This window comes from Nocardia colli (genome assembly GCF_008704205.1).
Taxonomy (GTDB): Bacteria; Actinomycetota; Actinomycetes; order Mycobacteriales; family Mycobacteriaceae; genus Nocardia; species Nocardia colli.
In genome coordinates this window covers 184,295-209,403 of sequence record NZ_VXLC01000003.1, presented here as the reverse complement: position 1 = coordinate 209,403, position 25,109 = coordinate 184,295, and the positions used below count along the sequence as shown (strand labels likewise).

The 25,109-nt window shown below is 66.1% G+C and carries 15 protein-coding genes; 3 read left to right on the top strand and 12 right to left on the bottom strand.

All coding sequences use genetic code 11. The annotated features are described in order from the left end of the window. Positions 1 to 9 precede the first annotated feature (9 nt). From F3087_RS07885 to F3087_RS07865, 5 genes are all read right to left on the bottom strand, one after another. Complete coding sequence (locus F3087_RS07885) at positions 10 to 1,563, bottom strand: ABC transporter substrate-binding protein (RefSeq protein ID WP_150401188.1); 1,554 nt, start codon at positions 1,561 to 1,563, stop codon at positions 10 to 12. Positions 1,564 to 1,675: 112 nt separating this feature from the next. After that, on the bottom strand, positions 1,676 to 2,692 hold the full coding sequence (locus F3087_RS07880) for a TauD/TfdA family dioxygenase (protein ID WP_150401187.1): 1,017 nt from the start codon (positions 2,690 to 2,692) through the stop codon (positions 1,676 to 1,678). A 15-nt stretch (positions 2,693 to 2,707) separates the two neighbouring features. Continuing rightward, positions 2,708 to 3,973, bottom strand: coding sequence for a hypothetical protein (locus F3087_RS07875; protein WP_150401186.1), 1,266 nt, complete (start codon positions 3,971 to 3,973; stop codon positions 2,708 to 2,710). A 21-nt stretch (positions 3,974 to 3,994) separates the two neighbouring features. Further along, complete coding sequence (locus F3087_RS07870) at positions 3,995 to 5,587, bottom strand: NAD(P)/FAD-dependent oxidoreductase (protein WP_150401185.1); 1,593 nt, start codon at positions 5,585 to 5,587, stop codon at positions 3,995 to 3,997. Next, complete coding sequence (locus F3087_RS07865; protein WP_150401184.1) at positions 5,584 to 6,015, bottom strand: nuclear transport factor 2 family protein; 432 nt, start codon at positions 6,013 to 6,015, stop codon at positions 5,584 to 5,586. Before F3087_RS07865 ends, F3087_RS07870 begins: the two co-directional genes overlap by 4 nt. A 279-nt stretch (positions 6,016 to 6,294) precedes the next feature. Between F3087_RS07865 and panC the strand changes: the two genes are divergently transcribed. After that, a complete protein-coding gene (panC, locus tag F3087_RS07860; RefSeq protein ID WP_396897538.1) occupies positions 6,295 to 7,182 on the top strand; it encodes a pantoate--beta-alanine ligase in 888 nt (295 codons plus the stop codon). A 24-nt stretch (positions 7,183 to 7,206) separates the two neighbouring features. Beyond that, positions 7,207 to 8,169, top strand: coding sequence for a hypothetical protein (locus tag F3087_RS07855; protein ID WP_150401183.1), 963 nt, complete (start codon positions 7,207 to 7,209; stop codon positions 8,167 to 8,169). 67 nt (positions 8,170 to 8,236) lie between these two features. Here F3087_RS07855 and F3087_RS07850 read toward each other — a convergent pair whose 3' ends face one another. From F3087_RS07850 to F3087_RS07820, 7 genes are all read right to left on the bottom strand, one after another. Next, entirely contained in the window at positions 8,237 to 9,013 is a 777-nt protein-coding gene (locus F3087_RS07850; RefSeq protein WP_150401182.1) for a LuxR family transcriptional regulator, read from the bottom strand. Then, positions 9,010 to 10,425 (bottom strand): cation:proton antiporter, encoded by a 1,416-nt coding sequence (locus tag F3087_RS07845; protein WP_150401181.1) that lies wholly within the window; start codon positions 10,423 to 10,425, stop codon positions 9,010 to 9,012. The genes F3087_RS07850 and F3087_RS07845 overlap by 4 nt, the downstream gene beginning before the upstream one ends. Positions 10,426 to 10,486: 61 nt before the next feature. Continuing rightward, positions 10,487 to 10,963: a PaaI family thioesterase gene (locus tag F3087_RS07840; protein ID WP_150401180.1), complete on the bottom strand. Its 477-nt coding sequence runs from the start codon at positions 10,961 to 10,963 to the stop codon at positions 10,487 to 10,489. After that, on the bottom strand, positions 10,953 to 11,732 hold the full coding sequence (locus F3087_RS07835; RefSeq protein WP_150401179.1) for an alpha/beta fold hydrolase: 780 nt from the start codon (positions 11,730 to 11,732) through the stop codon (positions 10,953 to 10,955). Before F3087_RS07835 ends, F3087_RS07840 begins: the two co-directional genes overlap by 11 nt. Further along, positions 11,729 to 13,516, bottom strand: a complete 1,788-nt coding sequence (locus F3087_RS07830) for a long-chain-acyl-CoA synthetase (protein ID WP_150401178.1) — start codon at positions 13,514 to 13,516, stop codon at positions 11,729 to 11,731. Before F3087_RS07830 ends, F3087_RS07835 begins: the two co-directional genes overlap by 4 nt. 93 nt (positions 13,517 to 13,609) lie before the next feature. Beyond that, positions 13,610 to 15,184, bottom strand: coding sequence for an NAD(P)/FAD-dependent oxidoreductase (locus tag F3087_RS07825; protein WP_191093843.1), 1,575 nt, complete (start codon positions 15,182 to 15,184; stop codon positions 13,610 to 13,612). A gap of 26 nt (positions 15,185 to 15,210) precedes the next feature. Continuing rightward, complete coding sequence (locus F3087_RS07820) at positions 15,211 to 23,667, bottom strand: type I polyketide synthase (protein WP_150401176.1); 8,457 nt, start codon at positions 23,665 to 23,667, stop codon at positions 15,211 to 15,213. Positions 23,668 to 24,331: 664 nt separating this feature from the next. Between F3087_RS07820 and F3087_RS07815 the strand changes: the two genes are divergently transcribed. Further along, complete coding sequence (locus F3087_RS07815) at positions 24,332 to 24,916, top strand: hypothetical protein (protein WP_150401175.1); 585 nt, start codon at positions 24,332 to 24,334, stop codon at positions 24,914 to 24,916. Positions 24,917 to 25,109 lie beyond the last annotated feature (193 nt).

Below are 25,109 nucleotides of genomic sequence, written 5' to 3'. Positions count from 1 at the left end.
ACACCTCCGTCACTTGGCCACCGCAAGCTTGGTCGCCGGGAACCGGTTGTTGGTCTCGTGCTGCGGGACTCCGTAGATACCCTTGCGCACCACCGTATTCAGTTCGACCAGGAACAACCAATCGCAGGGTGCGTCCTGGGAGATCTGCCGGGTCATCTTCTTCAGCAGATCGTTGCGCGCGTCCTCGGTCTCCGCGGTCAGCGCGTCCTTGTACCACTGCTGTACCTGCGGGTTGTTGTAGCCGAAGTAGTAATCCGCGCGGGCGTAGTTGTTCACGTCGTGCGCTTCGGCGTGATTGACCACGCTGAGCTCGTAATCGTGATTCTTGTACACCTTCGACAACCAGGTCTGGAATTCCACCGAGCGGACGTTGAGCGTGATGCCGACGTCCTTCAGATTGGAGACCAGGACGTCGCTGAGCGCGGTGACGTAATGGTTCGGGAACTCCAGAGTCAGCGTCAGGCCGTTGCCGTAGCCGGCGGCCGCGAGCAGTTTCTTCGCGTTGTCCGGGTTGTACTGGTCGATCGAGGTGAGGTCCTCGTACCAGGGATCCTGCGGCGGTACCGGGCCGCCGATCTGGATGCCCGCGCCGACCGCCTTGATGATCGCCTTCTTGTCCAGCGCCTGCCGAATGGCATGGCGCACATCCGGATTCGCGAAGATCGGGTTGGCCTCGTTGAACGCGAGGGTGTACTCGTCGGTGCTGTTGCCGCGCAGGATGTCGAACTTGTCGTTACCGGTGAACGTCGACAGGAGCGTCGGGTCGGTCGCGGTCTGGATGTCGGTCTGGCCGGTCAGCTCCGCGTTGTTCGCGGTGTTGCCGTCGATGATGTAGTGGAACACCACCTTCGCCACCTTGGGCGTCGGCCCCCAGTAGCCGTCCACCCGGGACAGGGTGAGGGTGGAGCCGCGGTTCCACTGGGTCACCCGGAACGGCCCGGAACCGTTGTCCGCGCCGTCGAGGGCGGCGAAGTCGGTGCCGGTCTTGTAGACGATGCCGCCGCGCTGGGTCAGATTCCACAGCAGGTTGGTGTCGCGCTGCTTCAGCTTGATCGTCACGGTGGCCGGGTCGGGTGCCGAGACGTCGGCCACGGCGGTGAAGTCCTGCGCGCGCAACGACTTCGAGCCCGGCGCGGTCACCTGCTGCAACGACCACACGACGTCCGCCGAGGTCAGCGGCGCGCCATCGTGGAACTTCGCGTTCTGCACCAGATGGAAGGTGTAGGTCAGGCCGTCCGGCGACTGGTCCCACGAGGTGGCCAGCGCGGGCACGATCTTGTCCTTGGCGTTTCCGTCGACCGTGACCATGCCCTGGTAGACGTTGTCCAGCAACGCCTGATCGAGCGCGACGCCGGCCGTGGTGAAGGTGTTCAGGCTGACCGGTTCCAGCGCGAAGCGGACGTTCGCCGTGCCGTTCAGGTTCAGCTGATCGTCCGGCGGCGTCGCGGACTGGGTGGTGTTGCTCGAATCCGTGCCGACCTCACCGCCGGTCCCGCACGCGACGCTCCATAGGCAGACCGTAATGGCCAGCGCGACAACAGCAATCGAACGACCGCGCCTCACATCGCACCCCGGCGGGTGCGACGAGACATATTACGAGACTGCAATTCGGTACTCCTGATCTCGGTGCGGGGGATGAACGAGCGAGCGGGCGCCGCCGTCCGGTGCCTTCGGTTCAGCGAATCTGCTTCTGCGGCATACCTTCACGGAATGTCGCGTGTCCCGCGGGCGCGGCGGGCGCGCCGAATGGGTTGAGCCAGACCCGCAACAACTCACGGGCGACCTGATCGGTGTCGACAAAGGCGGTGCGGGCATGCACGACGACATTATTGTTGAGGAATTGTATATCACCGGGCCGGATCTGCATGGTGACCTTGTGCTCCGGCCGGTCGGCGATCGACTCAAAGGTTTTGAGCGCCAGCCGTTCTACCGTGGACAGGTCCAGATCGAATCGCTCGGCGGCCGATTCGATGAAATGCCGGACGTAATACCGGCAGGTGAGCCTGCCCTCGTGCCAGGCGTAGACGGAATTGCGGTAGTACGGCCGCTCGCCGTCGGCCTGCTCGTCGCGCCGGTCGTAATAGAAACCGGCGTAGTACAGGCCGAGCAGCTCCCGATGATGGCGGAGCAGTTCGTTGTGAATGGTCACCGAACTGGTGATGCTGCTGTCGCCGCCCTTGCCCGAGGAACGCAGGCACAGCAGTCCGACGATGTCGGAGCTGTCGGTGTGGAACGGCAGCGCCTCGCTGGTCTGGTAACCGCGGGTGGACGCGTTCAGCAGTCCGCCGTTGCCATAGTTCTTGACCGGCACCATGATTTCGCCGAGACCGTTCTGGGTCACCGCCGGGCCGAGGTGCGCGCACAGTCCCCAGTACATGAGTTCGATATCGGAGCGCGCGAGTTCGGACGCGATCGGAAAGCCGCGCAGCACCACGAATCCGCGACCGTCGACGAGTTCGCGGGACGTGGCGGCCAGTTTGGTGGCGAGGCGATCGAGCGGAAAGTCCGCGCGGGTAATGGCGCCGAGTTCTTTGCCGGTCTGCCTGCTGTGCCGTAACGCCGCGAACAACTCGCTCACATCATCCGGGGTCAGCGGCGTCGTCCACTGGTCCGGGTCGGTGTAGTCACTGCTCTGCCACGCGGCCGGGCCGGTGAGGATTTCGGTGCAGATGGGAGACGATGGGTTAATCATTTCGTTCGATCATTCCTATCGCGAGCGTAGGTACGTCACCAGTGGACGTCTGTCGAGACCGACCTCGGCGGGAATCAGCAGTTCCGACCCGCGACCGTGATCGCAGGTGAGCAGAAGCTCCAGCGCGAGATCGCGTTGAACCATGCTGCCGCCGACGCCGACCACGGCGGGCAGGACCGAAATCAGTCGCCGCGTTGCCTCTTGCGGGTTCGATCGGCAGTAATACGAGAAACTTTCGGCCACGCCGACGGCGGTGCGCCGGGTGCCGATCAGATGTTGCGCGGTATCCGCTGCGTCCGCGCCGATTTCCGTTGCCAGCTGGGTGGCCAGATCGTGCAGATCGGCGCCGATGACGGCCAGCAGGACATGCAGATCGACGAACGCCGAATTCGAGGCGCCGCGGATTTCCAGGGCTTTGTCGGCCACCGCGGCGAAGTCGTCCGGGCCCGCGATGCCGGCCAGGCGCAGGCGCCACAGCAGCGAGACGGCGTCACAGAATTGCATGGCCGAGCACTCGGTTTCCAGCACGCGGGTGACCTCGGCGGTGAGCCCGGCCAGCGCGTCGTGATCGGCTTCGGCCATCGAGTTCAGTGCGTGATGCCAGCTGAGATGGGTTCGCAGCAGGCAACTTTCGGAGTTCCATCGACTGCGGGTCGAGGACAACAGCTCGGCGACGGCGTGGTTGTCCCGCGACTCGAACAGTGCGTGCGCACAAGCGTGCACCGCCCACGGGTTGTCGTCCGGGGCGAGAGCCAACGCCCGGCTACCGGCTGTGTACGCCTTGGCGAATTCGTTGTTCTCGCCGTAGGCGAAGGCGAGCATCGCCAGCAGGTACGGATAGTTCTCGGTCGTGCCCTCGGTCAACAATGGGCTGGACGACAGCCGCGACAGCAGCGTTTCCGTCGCTCCGGTCAGGAAATCGACCTGATGTCCTGCGGCCAAGGCGAGTTCGTCGTCCGGGAATTGCCGCGAGATCTCCAGCAGGGTGTCACCCGCCAACCCGTACGCGCCGTGCAGCAGGTGCCGGATCGCGTCTAGATGTGCCGATTCCAGCACGGATACCTGGGTCGAATCGATTCGGCGCAGCGCCTCGATCACGTCGGCCGGCGGCCGGACGCCACCGAGCAGATACATATAGGCGCGCAGGACGACCACTATGGGTTGCTCGGATTCGTCGCGTTCCAGGCCATCCAGTGCGGTCACCATGGTGCGGTCGAATCGGAGCAGGCCGTTCAGCGATCCGGCGACGGCCGTCGCCACCCGGTCGCTGTACGACGACACCGCTACACCATTCATATCCACCTAACTCTCCGCGGCCGGGAGTCCGCCGAGGTAGAGCTCGCGGATGCCCGGCCGAGCCTCGCGCGCCCACGCGATCGCGCTCGCCACTTTGTCCATATCGATGTCGAAGTAGGGCTGGGACAAATCCGTCAGGCCGAACGACGGCGGCAGGAAATCGACGTCGGCGAACAGCTTCTCGAATTCCGACACCGCGGTTTCCAGGCTGGTTTCCTTGTTCCAGTAGGACTCCATGATGCGGTCGGACTTCAGGTAGAACGCATCGATGAAGCCGTCCAGGCCCGCGCCCGGCGCGGCGTCGGCCTTCGGCAGCGGCGCGGTCCCGGCGCCGCGTGCCGCGGCGAGTTCGGTGACCTGGCGCAGCCGGTTCTCGGTGCGCATGGTGCCCGTCACCTGGTTGACCTGCCACACCCGGAACCACGCGTTCCAGAGCCGATAGTCGGTGAACGAGCGGAAGGCGTTGCCGACGATGAAGTCGTTCTCCTCGATCAGGCTGGCCTGCATGTGTTCGATGTCGTCGAAGGTCTTGGGCGTGAACCCGCCCTCGAATTGATCGATCAACCGCTCGGCCAGGCGGTCCACCACGACGGCGGTGTTCTGCATGCCGCGGGAGAACAGCGGATCGATGAAGCCGGCCGCGTTCGAGGTGAGGCACCAGCGGTCGCCGACGGTCTGCGTGGAGGTGTACTGCAACCGGCCGGCGCTGATCCAATCGCGCTCGTTCTCGGCCCGCTCGAACTGCTTGCCGATCTCCGGATAGATCTCCAGGAAATCGTCGAACGCCTGCTGCGGGTTCGCGATCGGCTTCTCGTCGCCGTCGTCGATGCGCCAGGTGATGCCGACGCTGCACAGCGGGTTGGTCGATTTCGCGTTGTTGTCGAACGGGATCACCCACATCCAGCCGCCGTCGAAGACGTGATGCAAAGTGCCCGTGTGCCATTCGCGCGGTCCGTGCACGGCGGTGATCTCGTCGAACGGGATGACGCCGGTCATGTGGGTGAAGATCGACTTCGATTGGGTCCGAAGGCCTTCCGTCGTGCGCAGGCCGAGCGCGGTGGCGAGCGGCGAATTGCGCCCGCCCGCGTCGACGACGTATTCGGCCGAGATCTCGGTTCCCTCATCGCCTTCGAAGCGCACGCCCTGTTCGGTGATGTCGAGGTTGCGCGTGCCGACGCCTTCCAGCAGGACCGCGCCGTAGTCGACGGCTCGCAGCGCCAGCCACTGGTCGACGTCCGCCCGGTAGAGGTGCGACTCGGTTTCCACGATCTCCGACAGCGGGAACTGATGCACGCGGTCGGCGATGCCGCCGGGCTCGTGATAGATGAAGCCGAAGTTGTTCTTCATGCCGCAGGTGCCGACCGACCCGATGAGGTTGTCGAACGAGGAGAGCACGGCCAGTTCCGGCACCCGGTACTTTATGCTCATCAGTTTGTAGAGCTTCGAGGTGTTCGGAATGGTCGATTCGCCGATGGCGAATCGCGGGTGCGGTTTCGAATCGACCATACAGGTGCGCAATCCGGCCGCTTGTAGACACAGCGACAATGAACTGCCGGAGAGCCCGGAACCCAAAATCAGGACATCGAATTCACGACTCATCGCTGCTCTCCCGATCCTCTATTGATCGGAGTCTGCTGATGATATTGCATCTGCCAGCGATTATCACGGCGGATATACACCGTAGAAATGGCGGCATATATTCCGTCCAGACCTACGCGCTTCTGATACATTTCGTAGAAGACGATATAACCGTCCGGACCGAGTGGCCGTTCGTGGAATTCGAGTATCTGATAAGTTTCGATCGGCGGCGCCCCGGCGACCGCGTTCAAGGCGATCTGCCGCGAGAGCGAGGAGTGCGGGGACGGCACGGCCAGCACCGCATCATCGGCGAGCACACCGTCGTAGAATTCCGCACCCGTGCCCGCGCTCAGCGCCCGCCACTGCTCGAATTCTATTTCGGTCGGACTGGGATCGGCCGCATTATCGCCGACCGGTTTCCCGGCGTTTGTTTCCGCTTGTGTAACCATGAGCACCCGTCTAATTCCCGCGAGGAGACTGCCGGGCCGCCAGGGCCCTCCTCTGGGCCGCCGATAGTTTATCTTCCGTTAGGAACAGTATCACGGCCAGCGCATCCCAGGCAACAGTCCGGGAGTTGCATAGAAGGCCAAATGATGATTCATCAACAAACTATTCATCATGTCACGAACCGGTGCGCCATCGGCGGTGTTCGGGTACGGTCGAAGTGGTTCATCCATAGCCCGTGCCATCGGTCGGAGCACGTTTCGAACAATCAGGAGGGAGAATCGTTGGAGCGACTCGGCGACAGCAATTATGCGGACGACGCATTGGCTGTTCATCATGAACCCGCGGCAATGTCCAGTGTATCGCTTGCGTTGCGGAACAGTGGTCGAGAAGTTGCCCTCGTGCCCACCATGGGCGCCTTACACGACGGCCATCTCGCATTGGTTGAGCAGGCTCGAGAAAGCAAATCCGAGGTCATTGTCTCGATATTTGTCAACCCATTACAATTCGGGGCGGACGAGGACCTGGACAAGTATCCGCGGACGCTCGAGGCCGACCTCGCATTACTCCGCGAGGCCGGCGTGCGTTCGGTGTTCGCACCATCGCCCGCGGGCATGTATCCGGAGGGTCCGCGCACGACCGTGGTGCCCGGCCCGCTCGGCGCCGAACTCTGCGGCGCGACCCGGCCCGTGCTGTTCGGCGGGATGCTCACCGTGGTGGCGAAGCTGTTGCAGATCGCCAAGCCGACCGTCGCCTACTTCGGCGAAAAGGACTATCAGCAGCTGATTTTGATCCAGCAGATGGTGCGGGACCTGAACTTCGGCATCCGGATCGTCGGCGTCGAGACCGTGCGCGAGCCGGACGGTTTGGCCCTGTCCTCGCGCAACCGGTATCTCGCCCCGGCCGAACGGGAAACGGCCGTCGCCCTGCCGACGGCATTGCAGGCGGGAGCGCGGTCGGGTGCGGCCGGCGCGGCCGCGGTACTCGCCGCCGCGCGCTCGGTTCTCGATTCCGCCGCGGGCGTCGAGGTCGAATATCTCGAATTGCGCGACCCCGAACTCGGACCCGCGCCGGAATCCGGCCCGGCCCGGCTCTTGGTCGCGGCACATATCGGCAAGACCAGGCTCATCGACAACATATCCTTGACCCTGAACGACACTCAGGGAACGTGAAACGGAAATACAATGTGCACTTGTATGTTTCTTCTCGACCGACAGAATGAGCGATTCGTTGCCGTCGAAGCCAGAGACCAATCGATCTATCGGCCGCACGGTTTCGAAGCCGCCCGGAAACTCGGGCTGGAACACCGCTTCTCCTACGGGCCGCACTGGCGGGTCAACCCGTATCTGCGCGAACGCGTTTTCACGATCCAGGCCGCGAACAACCCGGCACTGGCCGACGTCGAGGGCGGGCTCGACATCGACGGCGGAACGTGGCTCGCATTCAATCGCCGCACCGGCGTCTATTGCCGCCTCTTCTCGACCGGCTGGGACGACAACACACGCACCGACGGCGAATTCCTGTCGCCGAGCGGACTGCCGATAGACGGCGCGACCGCCGATTCCGCCCAGCACGCCGTCGAACTTCTCGAAAAAGGCCTGCTGCCCGCGCTGGACAGCGCACGGCAACTGCCCGGATTTCAGATGGTGATCGCCGATTCGCGCGACGCGTTCGTGGTCGAGTTCGACGGCCGCGATTCCGTCACCGCGACTCCCCTGCCCGACGGCCGCCCGCACGTGCTCACCACGAGCGAGGAATTCGGCAAACAGTTGCAGGCCCGCGCGGAGCGCAGCCAGGCACCGACCGAGATATTGACCTCGTGGGGTCCGTGGCTGTCGGTTTTCACCGCCGCCGGAGCCGACTACGGAGACGAGAGCTGGACCGCCGACACCAATTCGGCGATCCGCCCCCCTTACCGAAACACCGACGACGCGAACCGGTACAAGAACGTCGCGCTTTTCTCGGTGACCGAACCGAACCAGGCCGCCTGGACGAAGAGCGTCTCGATCTACACCGCCGGGCGAACGGGCGCCGAGCTGTTCGCCTACAACGAGCGGCAATTGTTCGATTACCAGCCGCTGCCGACCGATGTGCGCCGCATGGGCTACCCGAGCACCACCGACGACTTCTTCGTCGTGATCGCGAACGAGAATTCCTGACCCGGCTCGGCGCGCCTGGCGGGGCAGGCTGCGGCGACCGAGGCCATCGGCTCGGTCGCCACGGCGCCTACCAATCGCCATTGTCGAACTCCGCGCGGACCGCGGCCACCGCGGCCTCGATCCGGCTGGTCACCTTCAGCTTCGCCAGGATGCGGCTGACGTATTCCTTCACCGTCTCCGGGCTGATGTAGAGCCGGGAACCGACCTCGCGATTGGACAGCCCGTCGACCACCAGCCGCAGAATCTCCCGCTCCCGCTTGGTCAGCGTCGAAAGCCGCTGCCGGACTTCGTAATCCTTGGCCACGCGGGGCCGCACGCGAGGGGAAAGACACTGCCGCACTTCATAGTCCACCGCCACATCGGTGTGCACCCGATCCGGTTGCGGCGCCATCGCCAGCACCGCGCCCGAGATCAGCACCTCCAGCACCTCGAGCACTGCGAACACCCCGCGGTCGAGCGCCACCACCGCGTCGACCTGGTCGATATCCGCCTTGGCCGCACCGTGATCCACCAGCAGGGTGATCATCGGCGCCTGCGTCAGTTCGCGCAGCCGGGCCACCGTTTCGGCGAGCCCGTCCAGGCGCGCCGCCGAGGCGTCGAGCACGACCACATCCGGGCGCCAGCGCACGGCTCGATCCACCACGTCGGGCCACGCGCAGGTACCCGCCAGCGCGAAACTCTCGCTGACCGCCACCGCGTCCTCGAAATCCGTTCTGGCGAACGGTAGATCGGAGGCAACCAACAGCGTCCGGGGCTGGACCACACCGGGACTGCGCAGCTCGATCCGGCGGCCACGGCCGTTGCGGAGCTGCTCTTCCTGAATCGATCCGAACCCGAGCGTCATGGCGGACCGTCGGCCGCATCGACGCCAGAAACTTCCAGCACCTTCCCAGGAGTTCGACGCTCTTCCGGAGTTCGATCGTCCCCAGGAATCCGGTATTCCTCACCAGACGGCCCGAAGACCAGCCCCTCCTTCCAGCCGCTGCGCTCGAACAGCCGCATGACCGGGGTGGCGACGAAGGTCGTGACGATCGCCATCAACGCGAGAATCGTGTAGAGCTGGCCGGTGATCAGCCCTGCGGTCAGACCGATGTTGAGCAGGATCAGCTCCATCAATCCGCGCGCGTTCGCGAGCGAGCCCATCGCGCCCGCCTCGCGCCAGCTCATCCCCTGCCAGCGGGCCGCGAGCCCGATCGCGCCGAACTTGCCCGCGAACGACACCACCATCACGATCGCCGCGACCGCCAGCACCTTCGGCTCGAAGATCAGGCTGAGCTTGGTGTTGAGCCCGGAGTAGATGAAGAATCCGGGCAGCAGCAGGTAGGCAACCAACGGCTCGAACCGATCGCGGATGGTGTCGAGGAACTCGCCGCGCGGCATCACCGCGCCGGCCACGAAGGCGCCGAACACCGAGTAGATGCCGACGTAATCGGTGAACCAGCTGCCGACCAGGACCACCATCAGCACGACGATCAACGGTGTGACGGCCATTCCGCCGGTGCGTTCGGTATCGCCGCCGCGCGGTGTCCAGGTGTTCAACCGGGCCAGGAAGCGCCGGGCGACGAAGGTCATGAAGAGCAGGTAGCCCAGCCCGCCGAAGATCGCGAGGAACGCGCCGGACATGCTGTCCTTGGTCGTGGCGACCACGGTGGCCAGCAGCACCCAGGCGCAGGCGTCGTCGAACGCCGCGCACGACAGCGACATGGTGCCGAGCCGGGTGTTCAACAGTCCCGAGGCGTGAATGATCCAGGCCAGCATCGGGAATGCGGTGATGGCGACCGCCGACGCGACGAACAACGCGCCTTGCACGGTGCCGACCTTGTCGGTGAAGTAGTCGCCCTGCCCCACCATCCACCAGCCGACCAGGCCGCCGAGCACCAGCGGGACGCCGATACCGGCGAACGAGGTGGCGCCGGCCTTGCCCAGATGCGACCGGAGGATGTCCAGCTTGAACGAGGCGCCGACCAGGAACATGTAGAGCACCAGACCGAGCTGGCCGACAACATAGATGGCGGTCAGGTTCGGGTGGGTGATCGACGTGGTGCCGACCTTCAATGTGGTGGGGAACAGCCATTCCTGCGCGGCCGGCCAGATCGCACCCAATACCGATGGCCCCAAGACGAACCCGGCGGCCATGATCGCCACCACCTGGACCTGCCCGAGGCGGCGGAACACCGGCCAGAGCAGGCGACAGGTCACGAGGATGAACGCGACCTGCAAGAAGAAATGTGCACTGATTTCGAGCAAAGAGGGCATCGGCAAACCTCGCTGAGGTCAAAGACGCCCACCTTCGCCGGGGCGAAGGTGGGCCGTCGGGCTACTGGGTCGGAATCGGTAGAACCTGCACGGTGGACCGTGCGATCGCCACCAGCTTGTTGTCCTCGGTATGGGCTTCGGCATCGATGTAGATGGCCGTGCGACCCGGCTTGCGCACGGTCGCGGTCAGCCGCAGCCGCTGCCCGGGGAAGATCGCGCGCATGAAGTGCGTGGTCAGTTCCAGCGTGGTCGTCGGGCCGCGCGCGGTCAGGTAGCTCAGCGGGCCGATGAGGTTGTCGAACATCGCGGAAATGAAGCCGCCCTGCACGATTCCGACCGCGTTCGCATAACTCGGCGGCGCCGCGGCCGTCGCGGTCAGCGACTTGTTCGGCACATACTCTTCGAACTGCATGTCCATCTCCTTCGCCGAGGGCGGAGGCAGCTGGAGGGTGACGCCGGGCGGGGTAAAGCTGCGAAAGAGCTCGATCGTGTATTCCAGGACCTTGTCGTTCCCGGTGATCGTGGCCTCATCGCTCATCTGTGCCTCCTCCGTTGCCGCGACTCTGTTCCGCGGCGCTCAGAAATGATTCCCACATCGTGTTGAAACCAGGCGCGTGCTGGACGGCATGTCCGGCACCCGGCAAATGCACGCGCTCCGCGTCGAGCAGCGTGGCGAGACCATCGCACACTTGCTCGAGCGCGGGGTTGTGATCGCCGGAAAAAATCAGCGTCGGCACGCCGGCCTCGGTGATCGTCTGGAACCGCGGCGTGGCCTCGCGCGGGGAACGCAGCTTGCGGCCGAATTCCATTGCGTGCCTTACGTCGTCGCCGACGTTGGCGAGCATGCTCGGATCGACGCCGGACACCGCGAAGAACTCCGCCTCGGCCTGCGCGTCCTCCGGATGCTCGGCGAACCGATCGGACAGCAGAGCCAGCGCGCGCACGGATTCGTCCTCGGGCGCCGCGACCCAGAACGGGGCCTCGATCACGGTCAGCGAGCGGACCAGATGGGGCAGCCGCTCGGCCGCGAGCACCGCGCTCAGGCCGCCGTAGGAGAAGCCGATGAGATGCGCGCCGCCGGGGATCTCCTTGATCAGCTCGGCCAAATCGTCTGCGTCCGCGAGGAAGTCCTGCCAGGGGGCGGCCGGGCTCGGCGGAAAGCCGCGGCGATTCGGCACGATCAGCGACCAGTTCTGCGCGAGCTGCTGCTGCGCCGCCCAGGTCATCGCCGCGGGCATGCCGCCATGCACGAGCACTACCGGCGGGCCGGTGCCGGACCGGTGAATGACCAGTGGTTCCAATGTCATAACCGCTTAGTTCCTTCTGAAGTCATGGCCGCCTCCTTGTCCCGGGCAATGGCCTCGTAGCGCTCCGGTGTGAGCTCCTGGTAGACGCGCTCGCCCGCGTCCCGCACGTAGATCGGCTCCCCTTCCCGCAGCGCGAAACCGTCGCGTTGCAGCGCCAGCTTGGCCAGTTTCAGCGTTGCCGTCGTTTCCAGCGTCGGCCGGACCCGGATGAAGACCGGCCGTGCGTACGGCGGCAATGCCGCATCGAGGTGCGCGGCCAGCGCCTCGCCGTCGAATCGAGCACCGTCGGCGAGCACGATGGCCGCCATCCCCGCGCGGCCTTCGCGGCCGGGTATCTCGACGCCGTACACGCTGGCGGCGGCGATGCCCGGCCACCGGACAAGCTGTTCCTGCACCTCGGTGGTGGACACATTCTCGCCCTTGTATCGAAACGTGTCACCCAGGCGATCCACGAAGAACAGATTCTTCTTGGCGTCGATGCGGAACACGTCGCCGGTGTTGAAGAGCGCGTCACCCTCGTGGAAGGCATTCGTGACAACCTTCGCGCGCGTGGCCTTTTCGTCGCGATAACCGCCGAACGGCGTGCGCTTGCGGATCGGTCCGAGCAGCACCCCGGTCTCCCCCGGCGCGCACGGAACCAGCCGGCCCGCGTCGCGGACGAAGTCGTCGCGCTCGAAGTCCCACTTCGCCAGCTTGCCGCCGAGGCGCAGCTTGCCGACCGACCCGACCTCCCCGGCCAGGTTGATCGTGGCGATATTGCCCTCGGTGGACGCGTACATCTCGACGATGCGCGGGATCTCGAACCGGGTCTGCATCGTGGTCCAGATATCGGTCTGCAACCCCTGCCCGACCATCACCCGCACCCGATGCCCGCGCTCGCGATCATCCGAAGGCGTGTTGATCAGGTACCGGCACATCTCGCCGATGTAGTTGAAGCCCGTCGCCTCGAACCGGTGAATGTCGTGCCAGAACGTCCCCGCCGAGAACCGGCGCCCGAGGGCCAGCGTGGCGCCGTGCGCGAGCACGCTCGACAACGCCATCACCAGGGCGTTGGTGTGGAACAGCGGTAGACAGTTGTAGACGACGTCGCCGGGTTCGAGCCGCCAGGCCAGCGCGCCGATGACCCGGCCGACGGTGGTCAGCCGCTGGTGGCTCATGACCGCGGCCTTGGGCAGCCCGGTCGTTCCGCTGGTGAAGATGTAGGCGCCGGTATCGCTGAGGGCGTGCGTGGTGGTCTCGACCGGATCGGTGGACGTCGCGCTCTGCACGAACCGCAGCAGTCCGGCGGCGTCCCCGGCGGGCACCTTCCGGTCCTCGTCCACCAGGCAGCGCTCGATCAGCCCGGGCGCCAGCCGATTCCGGATCGCGAGGAACGCCGGCAGGCACTCCGACCCGATGATCATCTGGTTCGCCCCGCACACCGAGATGGCGTGCGCCAGCCCGTCGCCGCGGGCCCGGGTATTCACCAGCGCCGCAACGACTCCGAGCTTGCCAGCGGCCAGGTAGTGCCAGACGAACTCGGGCCGGTTCTCCATCAGCAGGGCGAGGGTGTCGCCCTTGCGCACGCCCGCGGCCCGGTAGGCGTGGGCGATCCGGTTGACTATGCGATTGGCCTGCGCGTAGTCGAATTGCTGGTCCTCATAGAGCAGGAACGGACGCGCCGCGTGGCTCGCCTGCCTGCTTCTGCGCTCGAGCTCGACTGCCAGCGTGCGGTTCGACCCGGAGCCCTCGAGCAGGCCCCGGGCGAGGGTTCCGTACGACTGGATTCGATGAGTCAGCGACACGCTATGCGCCCTCCGAAAGGTTCGCCGGGCCGGACGGTTTCGCGACCGTCATTGCGGCGAAGTACGTTGCGTCAAGTTCCCTCTCCTGGTCGGTTATTGCGCGGATGCCTGCAAGGCCGGCTCGGCCGGCGCCCGCACCGGCAGCTCGATCCGGGCGGCGATCTCCCGCTCGAACGAGTCCGCCCAGGACTCCAGCCGATCGACATTGCGCCGCATGTCCCGGAAGGTCTGCTCGGCGGTCTTGTCGGTCAGCAGGTCCAGGTGCAGCTGGGCACAGATCGGCACCTTGCTGTACTCGACGAACAGGTACTTGTCCGGCTGCGGGGCCTGGGCCGCGAACGCGCGCAGGTTCGACTGCATCCGGGTCTGGATGCCGTGGAACCGGGACGCGATCGGATGGAACTCCGCCGCCGCGTCCGGGCTCTTGAGCAAGCCGCGGAACAGCATCTGCGACGGCAGCGCCCAGTAGAACGAGGTGTCCCACATGACCTTGGTGAACATGGCCGGCGCGTGCCCGAAGATCGGGTAGTTGCCGTTGTACATCGCCAGGTAGTTCGGCCAGAGGTCGTCGAGCAGCAGCTTGTTGTAGGTCTGCGCGACATCCTCGGTGAGCCGGCCCTTGCGGTCCAGCTCGATCATCCGCGTGGTGATGGTGTTGGTGTAGGCGATGTAGTCCGAACCCGGGCTGTAGAACGCGTCCAGGAAGACCGCCGCCTCACCGACGCACGACCACCGATTGTGCGAAAACACCTGCGTCGAAGCGTAACTCGCGTTGCGCAGCACCAGGAAGTCGAGCAGCTCGGCGTTCTCGGTGAACTTGGCCAGCGTCGGCTCGTGCTCGGCGATCCACTGCTTCGCCTTGGTTTCCGTCGAGTAGGTCCGGAACGGATGGATCGCCTCGTCGGTCACGATGCCGATGCTCGTGTTGCCCGAGGACAGCGGGATCATCCACACCCAGTACCCGGTGCCCATCAGGTGGTTGGTGGAAAACCACCGGCGCTCTTGGGTTTTCGGCTGCCAGGTGGGGCTCTTCGCCTGCGCCATCACCTCGACGTCGTACTCGCCCTTGAGCCGCCACCAGGCCGCGTTGATCTTGTGCGGACTCGGGGCGCCGAGGCCGAGCTTGCGCTGGATCAGCTTGTGCCGCCCCGACGCATCGGCGACGAAGCGCGCCCGGACCGTGTGCTCGAGCCCGCCGACCTCGTAGTGCACCACGTGATCGTCGTCGCCGTCGGCCAGCTCGACGTCGGTGACCTTGGCCTGCTCGATCAGGTCGATGCCGAGATCCTTGGCGCCGTGGCGCAGATCGCGCTCGAAGATGCCGCGGTCCACCTGGTAGGACGGCACCCGGGGGAACCGTCGCGCACCGATCTCGGGCCGCGCCTCGAACGGGCCGTGCTGGTCGCCGAAGAACAGGCGCAGGCCGAGCTTGTGCAGGTGCTGCTTGTTGAAATACCCGGTGAGGCCGAGCTGTTCGGTGAAGTAGTGCGCACCGCCCTCGACGGTCGCCTCCCCCACCTTGTACGCGCCGTCGGGGATGTCGCCCGCGGTCCGCTCCAGCACCAGCACAGTGAGGTCGGGCATGGTCCGCTTCAGCTGCCGGGACAGGGTCAACCCTGCCAGGCCGCCGCCGCACACCACTACGTCGTAACGTTCGACCGGTTTCATCATTTTTCTCCGTTCGAGCTACTTGCTCAGTCCTCGATCACGAGGCTGGTGAAGGTCGGGAAGCTGTCCTCGGCGGACAGTTCGTCGGCGATTGTCCGCATCACCTGTGCGCTGGGGTTCTGGATGAACAGGTGGCCACCCGGCACGGTGGTGAGCTCGAACCTGCCGCTGGTCAGCTTCTCCCAGCCTTGGAGCTGATCAACCTCGAACAGATGGTCGTCCGCGCCGCGCAGGACCGTGATCGGCGCCCGCAGCACGACACCGTGTTCGAAGCGGTAGTCGCCGAGCATCTTCAGGTCCGCCCGGACCGCGGGCATCATCGGCTTGACCGATGCCTCGTCCTCGACGGGTATCGCGAGCAAGTCGTTGTCCCGCAACACTTCCAGCACCCGGCTGTCGGATTCGCGATCCATGTCGAAGCCGTCGCGAATGTGCTTGAGGTTGCGCACGTAGCTTTCCACCAGCGCCGGCGACGGCCAGCCGCCGATGATCAGCTTGAGCGGGACTTCGGCGTAGTTCTGCTCGAGGTACTTGGTGAGCTCGTAGGCGAGCAGGCTGCCCATGCTGTGCCCGTAGATCGCGAAGGTGCGGTCCAGGTGCGGCAGCATGGCATCGGCCAGCTCCTCGATGAACGCGGGCATCGAGTCGATCGGCACCTCGTTGACCCGGTCCTCGCGGCCCGGATACTGGATGCCCACCACCTCGACGGTGTCCGGCAGGAAGTTCGGCCACGGCGTGAACACCGAGGCGCCGCCACCGACGAACGGGAGCGCGAACACCCGCAGCGAGGCCGTGCTCGAACGTCCCTTCACGGTGTGGATCCAGCGTTGCGTGCCTGCGGCTTCCGCCGCCGCCGCGATCATCGCCGACCCGTCACCGAACACCTGGGCCAGGACCTCCGAGGCGAGCTCGACCAGCGTCGGTCCGCGCATCAGGCCCATGGTCGGGAAGTCGATGTCCAGATGCTTGGCGAGCGCGTTGCGGATCTGCCCCGCCATCAGCGAGTCCATGCCGAGGTCGGTCAGCGCGACATCGTGTGCCAGCCGGTCGATCGGCATATCGAAGATCCGGGAGATCTGCTGCGCGAGCGCCTCCACCAGCCGCGGCTGCCGCGAACCCTCGTCGAGTTCGAGCAGTTCGGCCCGCAGTCCCTCGGTGCCGCCGGTGCTGGCCGAGCCGACGCTGTCGGCCAGGGCCAGGTGGGCGAGCCGCGGCGAGCTGCGGATGATCGGCATGACCTGGTTCATCTTCGCCCAGTTGACGCCGAACACGCTGGTGCTGGTGACCCCCTGGGCCAGGCAGCGACCGATGAAGTCGAGCGCGTGGTCCGGCGAGATCGGGGTCCAGCCGAGTCGGGCGAGGGTGTCGAGCTTGTTCCGGGCGACGAACCCGACCTCGGCCATCGCACCCCAGTTGATCGTCAGCGCCGGCAGTCCGAGCTCGCGGCGATGGGTGGCGAGGGCTTCCAGGAAGCCGTTGGCCGCCGCGTAATTCGCCTGGCCGGGAGTGCCGACGTTCCAGCTCATCGAGGAGAACATGACGAACGCGTCGAGCTCGAGATCCTGCGTGTGGTTGTGCAGGTGCCAGGCGCCGTCCACCTTGGGCCGCACGGTGCGCAAGAAGTCCGCCTCGGTCATGCCTGCCAGCGGGCCGTCGGTCAAAACCATTGCGGCGTGGTAGATCCCACGCAGCGGCGGCAGCTCCGCGATCCGTTCCAGCAGCCCGACCACCTCGGTCTCGATCGAGACGTCGGCGCGTTCGAGCACCACGTTGACCCCGAGGGTCCGCATCGCCTCGATCGGCTCCTCGTTCTCCTCGTCGATCTGTGCGCGGCGTCCGACCAGCACGACGGTGCGGGCGCCCTTCTCGACCAGCCACTCCGCGGTGCGCAGGCCGAATCCGGTGTAGCCACCCGTGATCAGGTAGGTGCCCTCGGCATCGACGACGTCGTCACCGCTGGAGGTCGGGTGGATCAGCAGCTCGGTGTCGGGCTTGTACTCGACGACGATCTTGCCGATCTGCTTGGCCGTCACCATGTACCGGAACGCGGCGGCCACCTCGGTGGCGTCGAAATCGGTGTGCGGCAACGCAGGCAGCGTCCCCGCGGAAACGGCTTCGAGCACCTTGGTCATCGCCTCGCGGCACAGCGCCGGGTCTTCCTCCAGCAGTCGATCGATGTCGATCGCGGAGTAGCTCAGGTTGTTACCGAACGGCTTCAGGCCCAGCTTGTAGTTGTCGTAGATGTCCTTCTTGCCGATCTCGAGGAAGCGTCCGCGGGGGCGGAGCAGCTCGAGACTCTTCGGAATCGTCTCGCCCTGCAGCGAATTCAGCACGAGGTCGACGCCGTCGTAGCGTTGCTTGATCTCCTGGGCGAAGTCGAGCGAACGGGAGTCGAAGACATCCGCGACGCCCAGCGAGCGCAGGTAGTCCCGCTTTTCCTCGCTACCCGCGGTGGCGACGACGGTCGCACCGAAGGATTGGGCGATGTGCACCGCCGCGAGTCCGACACCGCCGGCGGCCGCGTGCACCAGCACCCGGTCGCTCGCGCGCAGCCTGCCCACCTCAACCAGCGCGTACCACGCGGTCAGGTAGGCCATCGGCAGCGTCGCCGCCTCGACATCGGACAGGCTCTCCGGCGCGGTGTAGACCCGCCGGGCGTCGGCGACCACCAGGTTGCCGAAGCAGCCTCGAGTGAAGGCGACTACCCGATCACCGGGCGCCAATCCCTCCACGTCCGGTCCGACCTGGGTGACGATGCCCGCGCATTCCACACCGAGGTTGTTCTCGTAGAGACCACCGAAAGTCGCACCCGCGGACAGCATTCCGAGGGTCAACATGATGTCGCGGAAGTTCAGGCCGGTGGCCAGCGGCCGGATGGCCACCTCGCCGCGATCGAGGAACGGCAGCTCCTGCCGTTCGTAGCGCAGCTGCTCGACGCCGGGCTCGGTCGGCACCGCCAACGCGAACGGGGTGTCGTCGGAGACCCGGGCCGGGATCGCGACCGAGGCCTCGAACTCGGCCAGCGAGACATGCTCGAGGCGGTCGATGAAGCGGGTGTCCCCGCGGAACGCGATCTCTTCGTCGGCGGTGTCCACGTGCAGCAGTTCGTCGAAGAGCTGGGTGGCCCGCTGAGCGGCGGGGGCCGCCGGGTCGAAGTCGAAGATCTTCGCCCGTAGGCTGCTGTGCTCGCTCAACAGCACGCGCAGGATGCCCCAGCTCGGAACCTGGCTCAGCGCAACGCGTTCCGCCCGGTCCAGGACATGGGCGCCGGAGGTCGCGATCCACAACCGCGGCGTCACCGTCCAGTCCAGCTCCTCGACCGCCTGGGCCAGCGCGATCACGCTGTAGGCCCCGTCGGACTCGATCGCGGGCAGTGCCGCGGTGGTCAGCTCGGCCTCGGCGAAATCGAGGTTCCACAGGTGCAGAACGCCGGCCACGTCACCGCCGTCGGCCCGTACCTGCTCGAGCACCCGTTGCAGATCCGCGCTGCTGTTGGCGCGCACCCGGAAGTTGCGGGCGTCGACCTGCTCGAAATCCTCACCGCGAGTGACGATCACGCCGGCCGCGCCGGCCTCGGTGAGCAGGGCGGCATAGCTGTCACCGACACCGTCGGCATCCGCCAGCACCACCCAGGGCGCCTGCGCGATGCGCGGCTGATGCGGCGCCAGATCTACGGCCTTGGCGCGGGCCAGGATGACCGAGTTACCGGTCTCCTCCGGCGTGGCCATGTCCGAGAAGATCTGCACGCCGTCGAAACCGACGGTGGGCAGGAACTCGCGCCACGTCGCCTCCCGCATCAGCGGGTAGTCCGGCCGCAGGTCGTGGTCGGCGAAGGCCCACCAGCCCTCGGTCATGCCGAAGGTCAGATCGACCCAGTGCGGCGGCACCGTCGCCTCGACGACCAGCAGCAGACCGTTCGTGGTCAGCAGACGCTGGGCGTTCTCCAGGGTGGCGGACAGGCTCGGGGTGGCGTGCACGACGTTCGAGGCCACGACGATGTCGTAGTAGTGCAGGCCGAAGCCCTGCTCCTCGATGTCCTTCTCGATGTCGAGAACACGGTAGTCGATGAAGTCGTACTCGCTGAACCGGTGGCGGGCCTTGCCGAGGAACAGATGCGTGATGTCGGAGTACACGTATTCCGCACGGTCGGCAGGCAATTCGGCGAGCACGTACGGCGTCGTGCCGCCGGTGCCGGCACCGATCTCCAGCACCCGGATGGGACGGTCGCTCGGCAGGTCGCGCACGCACTCCGCGACCACGTTGCTGACGATCCGATTGGCCTTGCCGAAGGAGAACGACGGGCCGTAAAGGTCGGCGACCGACTGGAATTCGTCCTCCGGGAAGATCAACTCGATCGGATTGACGTCGTCACGCAGCACCGCGTCCAGCTCGGTGCCGCAACGCCGCAGCACCGCGAGCTCGGGCTCGTACTTGTCCGGGTACTTCGTGCGCAGCTCGGCGAGCAGCGCCGCGGTGTCGACCCGATCGGGCACGACCACCAGCCGCCACGCGTCGTCGTCCTTCTCGACAACTCCGTGCAGCGCAAGCAGTTCCAGCAGGCGACCCAGGTACCGGTGATGCTTGTCGGCCACGCCCATCTCGGCCGCGATCTCGTCCACGCCGAAGTTGCGGGCCGGCACGAATCGCAGGCCGAGCTTGTAGAACGCCTCGGTCACGTACCCGATGCACAGCTCGTCCATCTCGGCCTCGGCCACCGCGTGGTAGTCGCGGTTGACCGACCAGTTCCGCAGCTCCTCGACCAGCGGGGTCACCGCGGCGTCGAGCTCTGCCGGGGCAGGCAAGAACTCGGCGGGCGTGCGGGTCTTGGTCCGCACCCGCTCCGGGTGCCAGCGGAATTCGTAGAGCCACTGCAGCAGGGCGTCGCCGTCGTCGGCGGTCGTGGTGATCGACTTGCCCCGGAACCCTTCGAGTTCTGCTACGAGCGTCCCGTCCTCGTTGACGATCCACAGATCACCGTGGCAGTACGCAATGTCGTCGCTGACTTGCGCGCGCCCGTAGCAGTACACGCGGCCCTTGGCTTTCGCGTAGAAGCTGAGCCGCTTGACCTCGACCGGCAGGTAGAGCGTCTTGTCCTCACTGTTCGGGTCGTTGCCCATCGAGATGGACAGCGACTGGAAGCAGGAGTCAAGGACCGCCGGGTGGATGGCGTGCCGGGGCGCCTCGTCCGCGAGGGCGGCCGGCGTATCGATCCGCCCGAGCGACTTGAGTTCCGCGTAGCCGAGTTTGGTGATCGCCTTGAACGTCGGGCCGAGCATCAGGCCGTTGTTGCGGAGCTTGGCGAAGACCTTCGCGGGCTCGATCTCGAACGGGCACTCCGCCTCGAGCTCGGCGAAGGGCACCGGTAGTTCGGTGTCGGGCGCGCCGCGGCGCAGGGTGCCGACCGAGTGCAGCGTCCAGTCCTTGTCGCCGTCCTGGCGGCTGAACACCGAGTAGTGCATCGACTGGGTCAGCACGACCTGCACGACGGGCGCCGGGCGGTCGTCGAAGACGAACAGCGCGCGCCGGAACTCGACCTCCTCGAGCGTGTACAGGCCGGCGCCGAACGCGTCCTCCGCACAGCCGAGCACCATGTCCAGGTAGGCCGCGCCCGGGAAGACGATGGGGCCCTGCACGCGGTGATCGTCGAGCCAGGGGAAGCGGTCCGGGTCGAGCACGATCTCCCAGACGTGCTTGTCCGGCTCGTCCGCGACCCGGCCCTGCTCACCGACGAGCGGATGGCTCAGCGCCGGGAAGCGCCGCTCCCGCGCCGTAGCCGATTCCAGCCAATAGGTTTCGCGCTGCCACGGGTAGAACGGCAGTTGCGCGCGCTCGTCGATCCCGGCGAACAGCGCGGCCCATGACGGCTCGATGCCGGCCACATACAGCGCGGCCAGCGAGGACAGCAGGGTGGCGCGGTCGCTCTGCTTGCGATGCAGCGACGGGACGGCGAGACCCTCGACGTGGCGCTGCTCGAGCAGCTCGCCGATGGCGGTGGCGTGGATCGGGTGCGGGCCCAGTTCGATGAACGCCAGGTGCTGATCCTCGATCAGGCGATCGATGGTCGGCGCGAACTTCACCGGCTCGCGCACGTTGTGCCACCAGTATTCGGCGTCGAGCCCGCCGGTCGGCACGATGTCCGCGGAGACCGTGGAGTACATCGGGACGGTGGCCGTACCGGAGGTGAGCCCGTCCAGCGAGGAGATCAGCTCGTCCTTCAGCGGATCCATGTGGTGGCTGTGGAAGGCCACGCTGACCTGGAGCATCCGGGCGAAGATCTTCTCCGCGCTCAGCTCGCGCTCGATCTCCTCGAGCGCGTCCGGATCACCGGCCAGCGCAACGGATTCCGGGCCGTTGAGCGCGGCGATGGCGACTCGTCCGGTGTAGCCGGCGACCCGCTGCTCGACCTCGGCGAGCGGCAGGCCGACGGCGAGCATCTTGCCCTTGCCCGAGGCCTGCTGCTGCACCCGGCTGCGATGGAAGATGACCCGCACCGCGTCCTCGAACGACAGCGCGCCCGACACGTAGGCGGCGGCGACCTCGCCGATGCTGTGACCGACCACGGCGGCGGGGACGATGCCCCAGCTCTGCCACACGGCGGCCAGGCCGAGCTGCACCGCGAAGACGGCGGGCTGGGCGATGAAGGTTTCGCCGATCCGGCTGTCGGCCTCGTCGCGAGCGAGTTCCTCGGACACGGTCCAATCGGCGTACTTGCCGAGTTCGGCGTCGATGCGCTGAACCGTCTGCCGGAACACCTCGTTGGTCGCGAGCAGCTCGCGGGCCATGCCCCACCACTGCGGGCCCTGGCCGGAGAAGACGAACGCGATGTCTTGCGCGACAGGGGCTTTCACGCCGGTGCGGACGGCCTCCGGGGCCGAGCCGCGGGCTACCTCACGCAGCGTGTCGCGCAGTTCGTCGGTGGACGAGGCGGCGACGGCGAGGCGATGGTCGTAGTGCGCCCGCGCCTTGGCCTGGGTGGCCGCGATCGTGGGCAGCGCGGTGCTCGACTCCTCCAGGAAGTCGGCGTAGCTGTCGGCGTAGGCGCGCAGGGCGTCCTTGGTCTTCGCGCTCAGCGTGAACAGCACCGGCTCTTGCTCGGTGACGTTGTCCTGCTTCGCTTCTGCGTCCGCCGGCCGCGTCTCGTCGATCGCCTCCGGCGCGCCTTCCAGGATCACGTGCGCGTTGGATCCGCCGAAGCCGAAGGAGTTCACCCCGGCCAGGCGCGGGCGGCCGCCCGGCCACGGCTGCTGGGACTGAGCGAGCTCCAGACCCAGTTCCTTGAACGGGATTTCGTGGTTCGGCACCGCCCCGTGCAGGTTCGCCGGGATCACACCGTTCTGCAAAACGAGGCACGCCTTGATGACGCCGGCGATGCCGGCCGCCGACTCGAGATGGCCGAGGTTCGACTTCACCGCGCCGACGATGCAGGGCCCGTTGCCATTTCGGCCGATGCCGAGCGCTTTGCCGAGTGCGCGCGCCTCGATCGGGTCGCCGACCGCGGTGCCCGTGCCGTGAGCTTCGACGAAGCCGATGTCCGACGGCACCACGCCCGCGTCGCGGCAGGCATCGGCGATCATCTGCGCCTGCGCGTCCTCGCTCGGCACGGTCATGCCGTTGGTGCGGCCGTCCTGGTTGGTCGCGCTGCCCCGGATCACCGCGTAGATGTGGTCACCGTCGGCGACGGCCTCGGACAGCTTCTTGAGCACGATCGTGCCCGAGCCCTCACTGCGGATGTAACCGTCGCCGGTGTCGCTGAACGACTTCGAGCGACCGTTCGGCGACAGGAAGGTGCCCTGGCTGAAGCCGATGGTCGCCTCGGGAATGAGCAGTGTGCTGACGCCGCCGACCAGCGCCATCGACGCCTCGCCGGAGCGGATGCTGCGACAGGCGAGGTGGATCGCGATCAACGACGACGAGCAGGCGGTGTCCACCGTCATGCTGGGGCCGCGCAGGTCGAGCAGGTACGAGACCCGGTTGGCCACAATGCAATTGGTGACACCGGTCATCGTGTGACCGCCGATGAGGTAGCGGTTCTCCGGGTTCAGCTGGATGATGCCGTAGTCATGGCCCGAAACACCCGCGTAGACAGCGGTTTTCGTGCCCGCGAGCGCTTCGGGCACAATTCCCGCGTCCTGCAACGCTTCCCAGGTGGTCTCCAGGAAGAGGCGCTGCTGCGGGTCGATCCGCGCGGCCTCGTGCGGGGTGATGCCGAAGAATTGCGCATCGAAGGAGGAGACGTCGTCGAGGTAGCCGCCGTCGCGGGTGCGCAGGTGGCCGGGGCGCGCCGCGTCGCGATCGTAGAAGGCGGTGCCTGTCCACCGATCCTCCGGGACCTCCCGAACGGCATCGCGTTCGTCCAGCAAGAGTTGCCAGAAATCGCCTACATCGGAAACTTGCCCGGGGAATCGGCAACCGATTCCCACGATGGCAATGCCCTCGTGAGCGGTCGATTCGGCCTCGTTCGAGGAGCTGTGCACAGAATCCATCGCATTACCTTCGTTTGTGAACACACATCTATCGACCCCGCAGGCAACGTCGAAGTTGTTGCCCCCGAGTCGATCAGGATCCGTATCGACCAACCTCGCTCAACGTGGCGATGCGCGTAACCGCGGCATCGACCGCAAGAGCGAGGCGATATCGAGCAGGCTGATTTGATTGTCGAGTTTCCGACCGATTGCCGATATTGTGCGGACGGTCATGTTCCCCCCTCGAGGAACACGGCACTCCCCTTATTGCCGACTGCGATGTCGGCCCCCTTCGAACGAGACCTCGGCGGTCGGGCCGAGCCGTTCGAGCCCCGAGCAAGCGGCGAGTCATCGGCTATGAGCCGGCTGGACCGGTGAACGCGGGCAGGCATCATGGCGCTGGAAGTCGTGCTAGTCGCGCTGAACTTCCACATGATCGGTGCCCACCTCACGCCTAGTGCCCAGATCCGCACTCATGTACCGAATTTAACTACCACAAGCACTCATGTCAACACATTCGTGTGCATCAGTGTGCGTCCATGCTCCACAGATGCGCATCGTCGTGGACGATACTGGGACCCGGGGTGTGCCGTAAGGGCATGATCTTGCTATTGCGACCATGCATGAGTGGTGATGCGTGGGCACAATGACCATCCCTGCGCAAACAAGTGGTACGATCCTTCCCATGGGCGACGAATTGGGCGCCAGCGAGACCGTGAAGCGTAATAAAGTCGAGTCGGCTGGACAGCGGTTCGGACGGCAGCTGAAAGCGTTCCGGCAGCGAAATCTTCCCGATGATCTGGTAACTCACCAGCACATCCACGACCTCGGCGGTCCGACGCGCAATGTTCAGTCCCGCATCGAGAGCGGGCAGGTGGACACGATCAGCGCGACCACCGAGGCGAAGTACAACCGTGCGCTCGAGGCGCTCGGTCTGCCGGCCGGGAGCGCGACCTCGGCGCTCTACCACGGCGGCACGCTCATGCCCCCGGTCGCCGAGCCGCCCGCACCCGCGGCCGCGCTGGACGACGACGATGTCGAAAGCGGCGTCAGTGCGCTGCAGAACCTGACCCGCAAGCACCGCTCGGTCGTGGATCTGGTCACCGAACTCGACCGCCTCGGCATCGAATTGAAGCGGGCGCGCAGTCACACCGAGGGCTATCAGCTGATCTTCCCCAAGACGGCGATCGACCGGCTGCTGCAGGCGCTGCAGAACACGGCCGAGCCCGGCCCGTCCGACCACGAAGCCGACGGAGACGATATTCGCTGACGCGGCGTTTCCGTCGTGTCTCCGACAGTGTTTGAGACACAACATATTCGAGCACGTGTCACATACCGTCCGGTGTCCCCCGAACCCCAGCTCAGCCTGGGCGACGGCCGTGCCCGACGGCCCTCGCGCAATCCCGGACGCGGTCTGAAATTCGCTCGGGGACTTGCGCTTTCAACATTCGACTTGAAGTCGT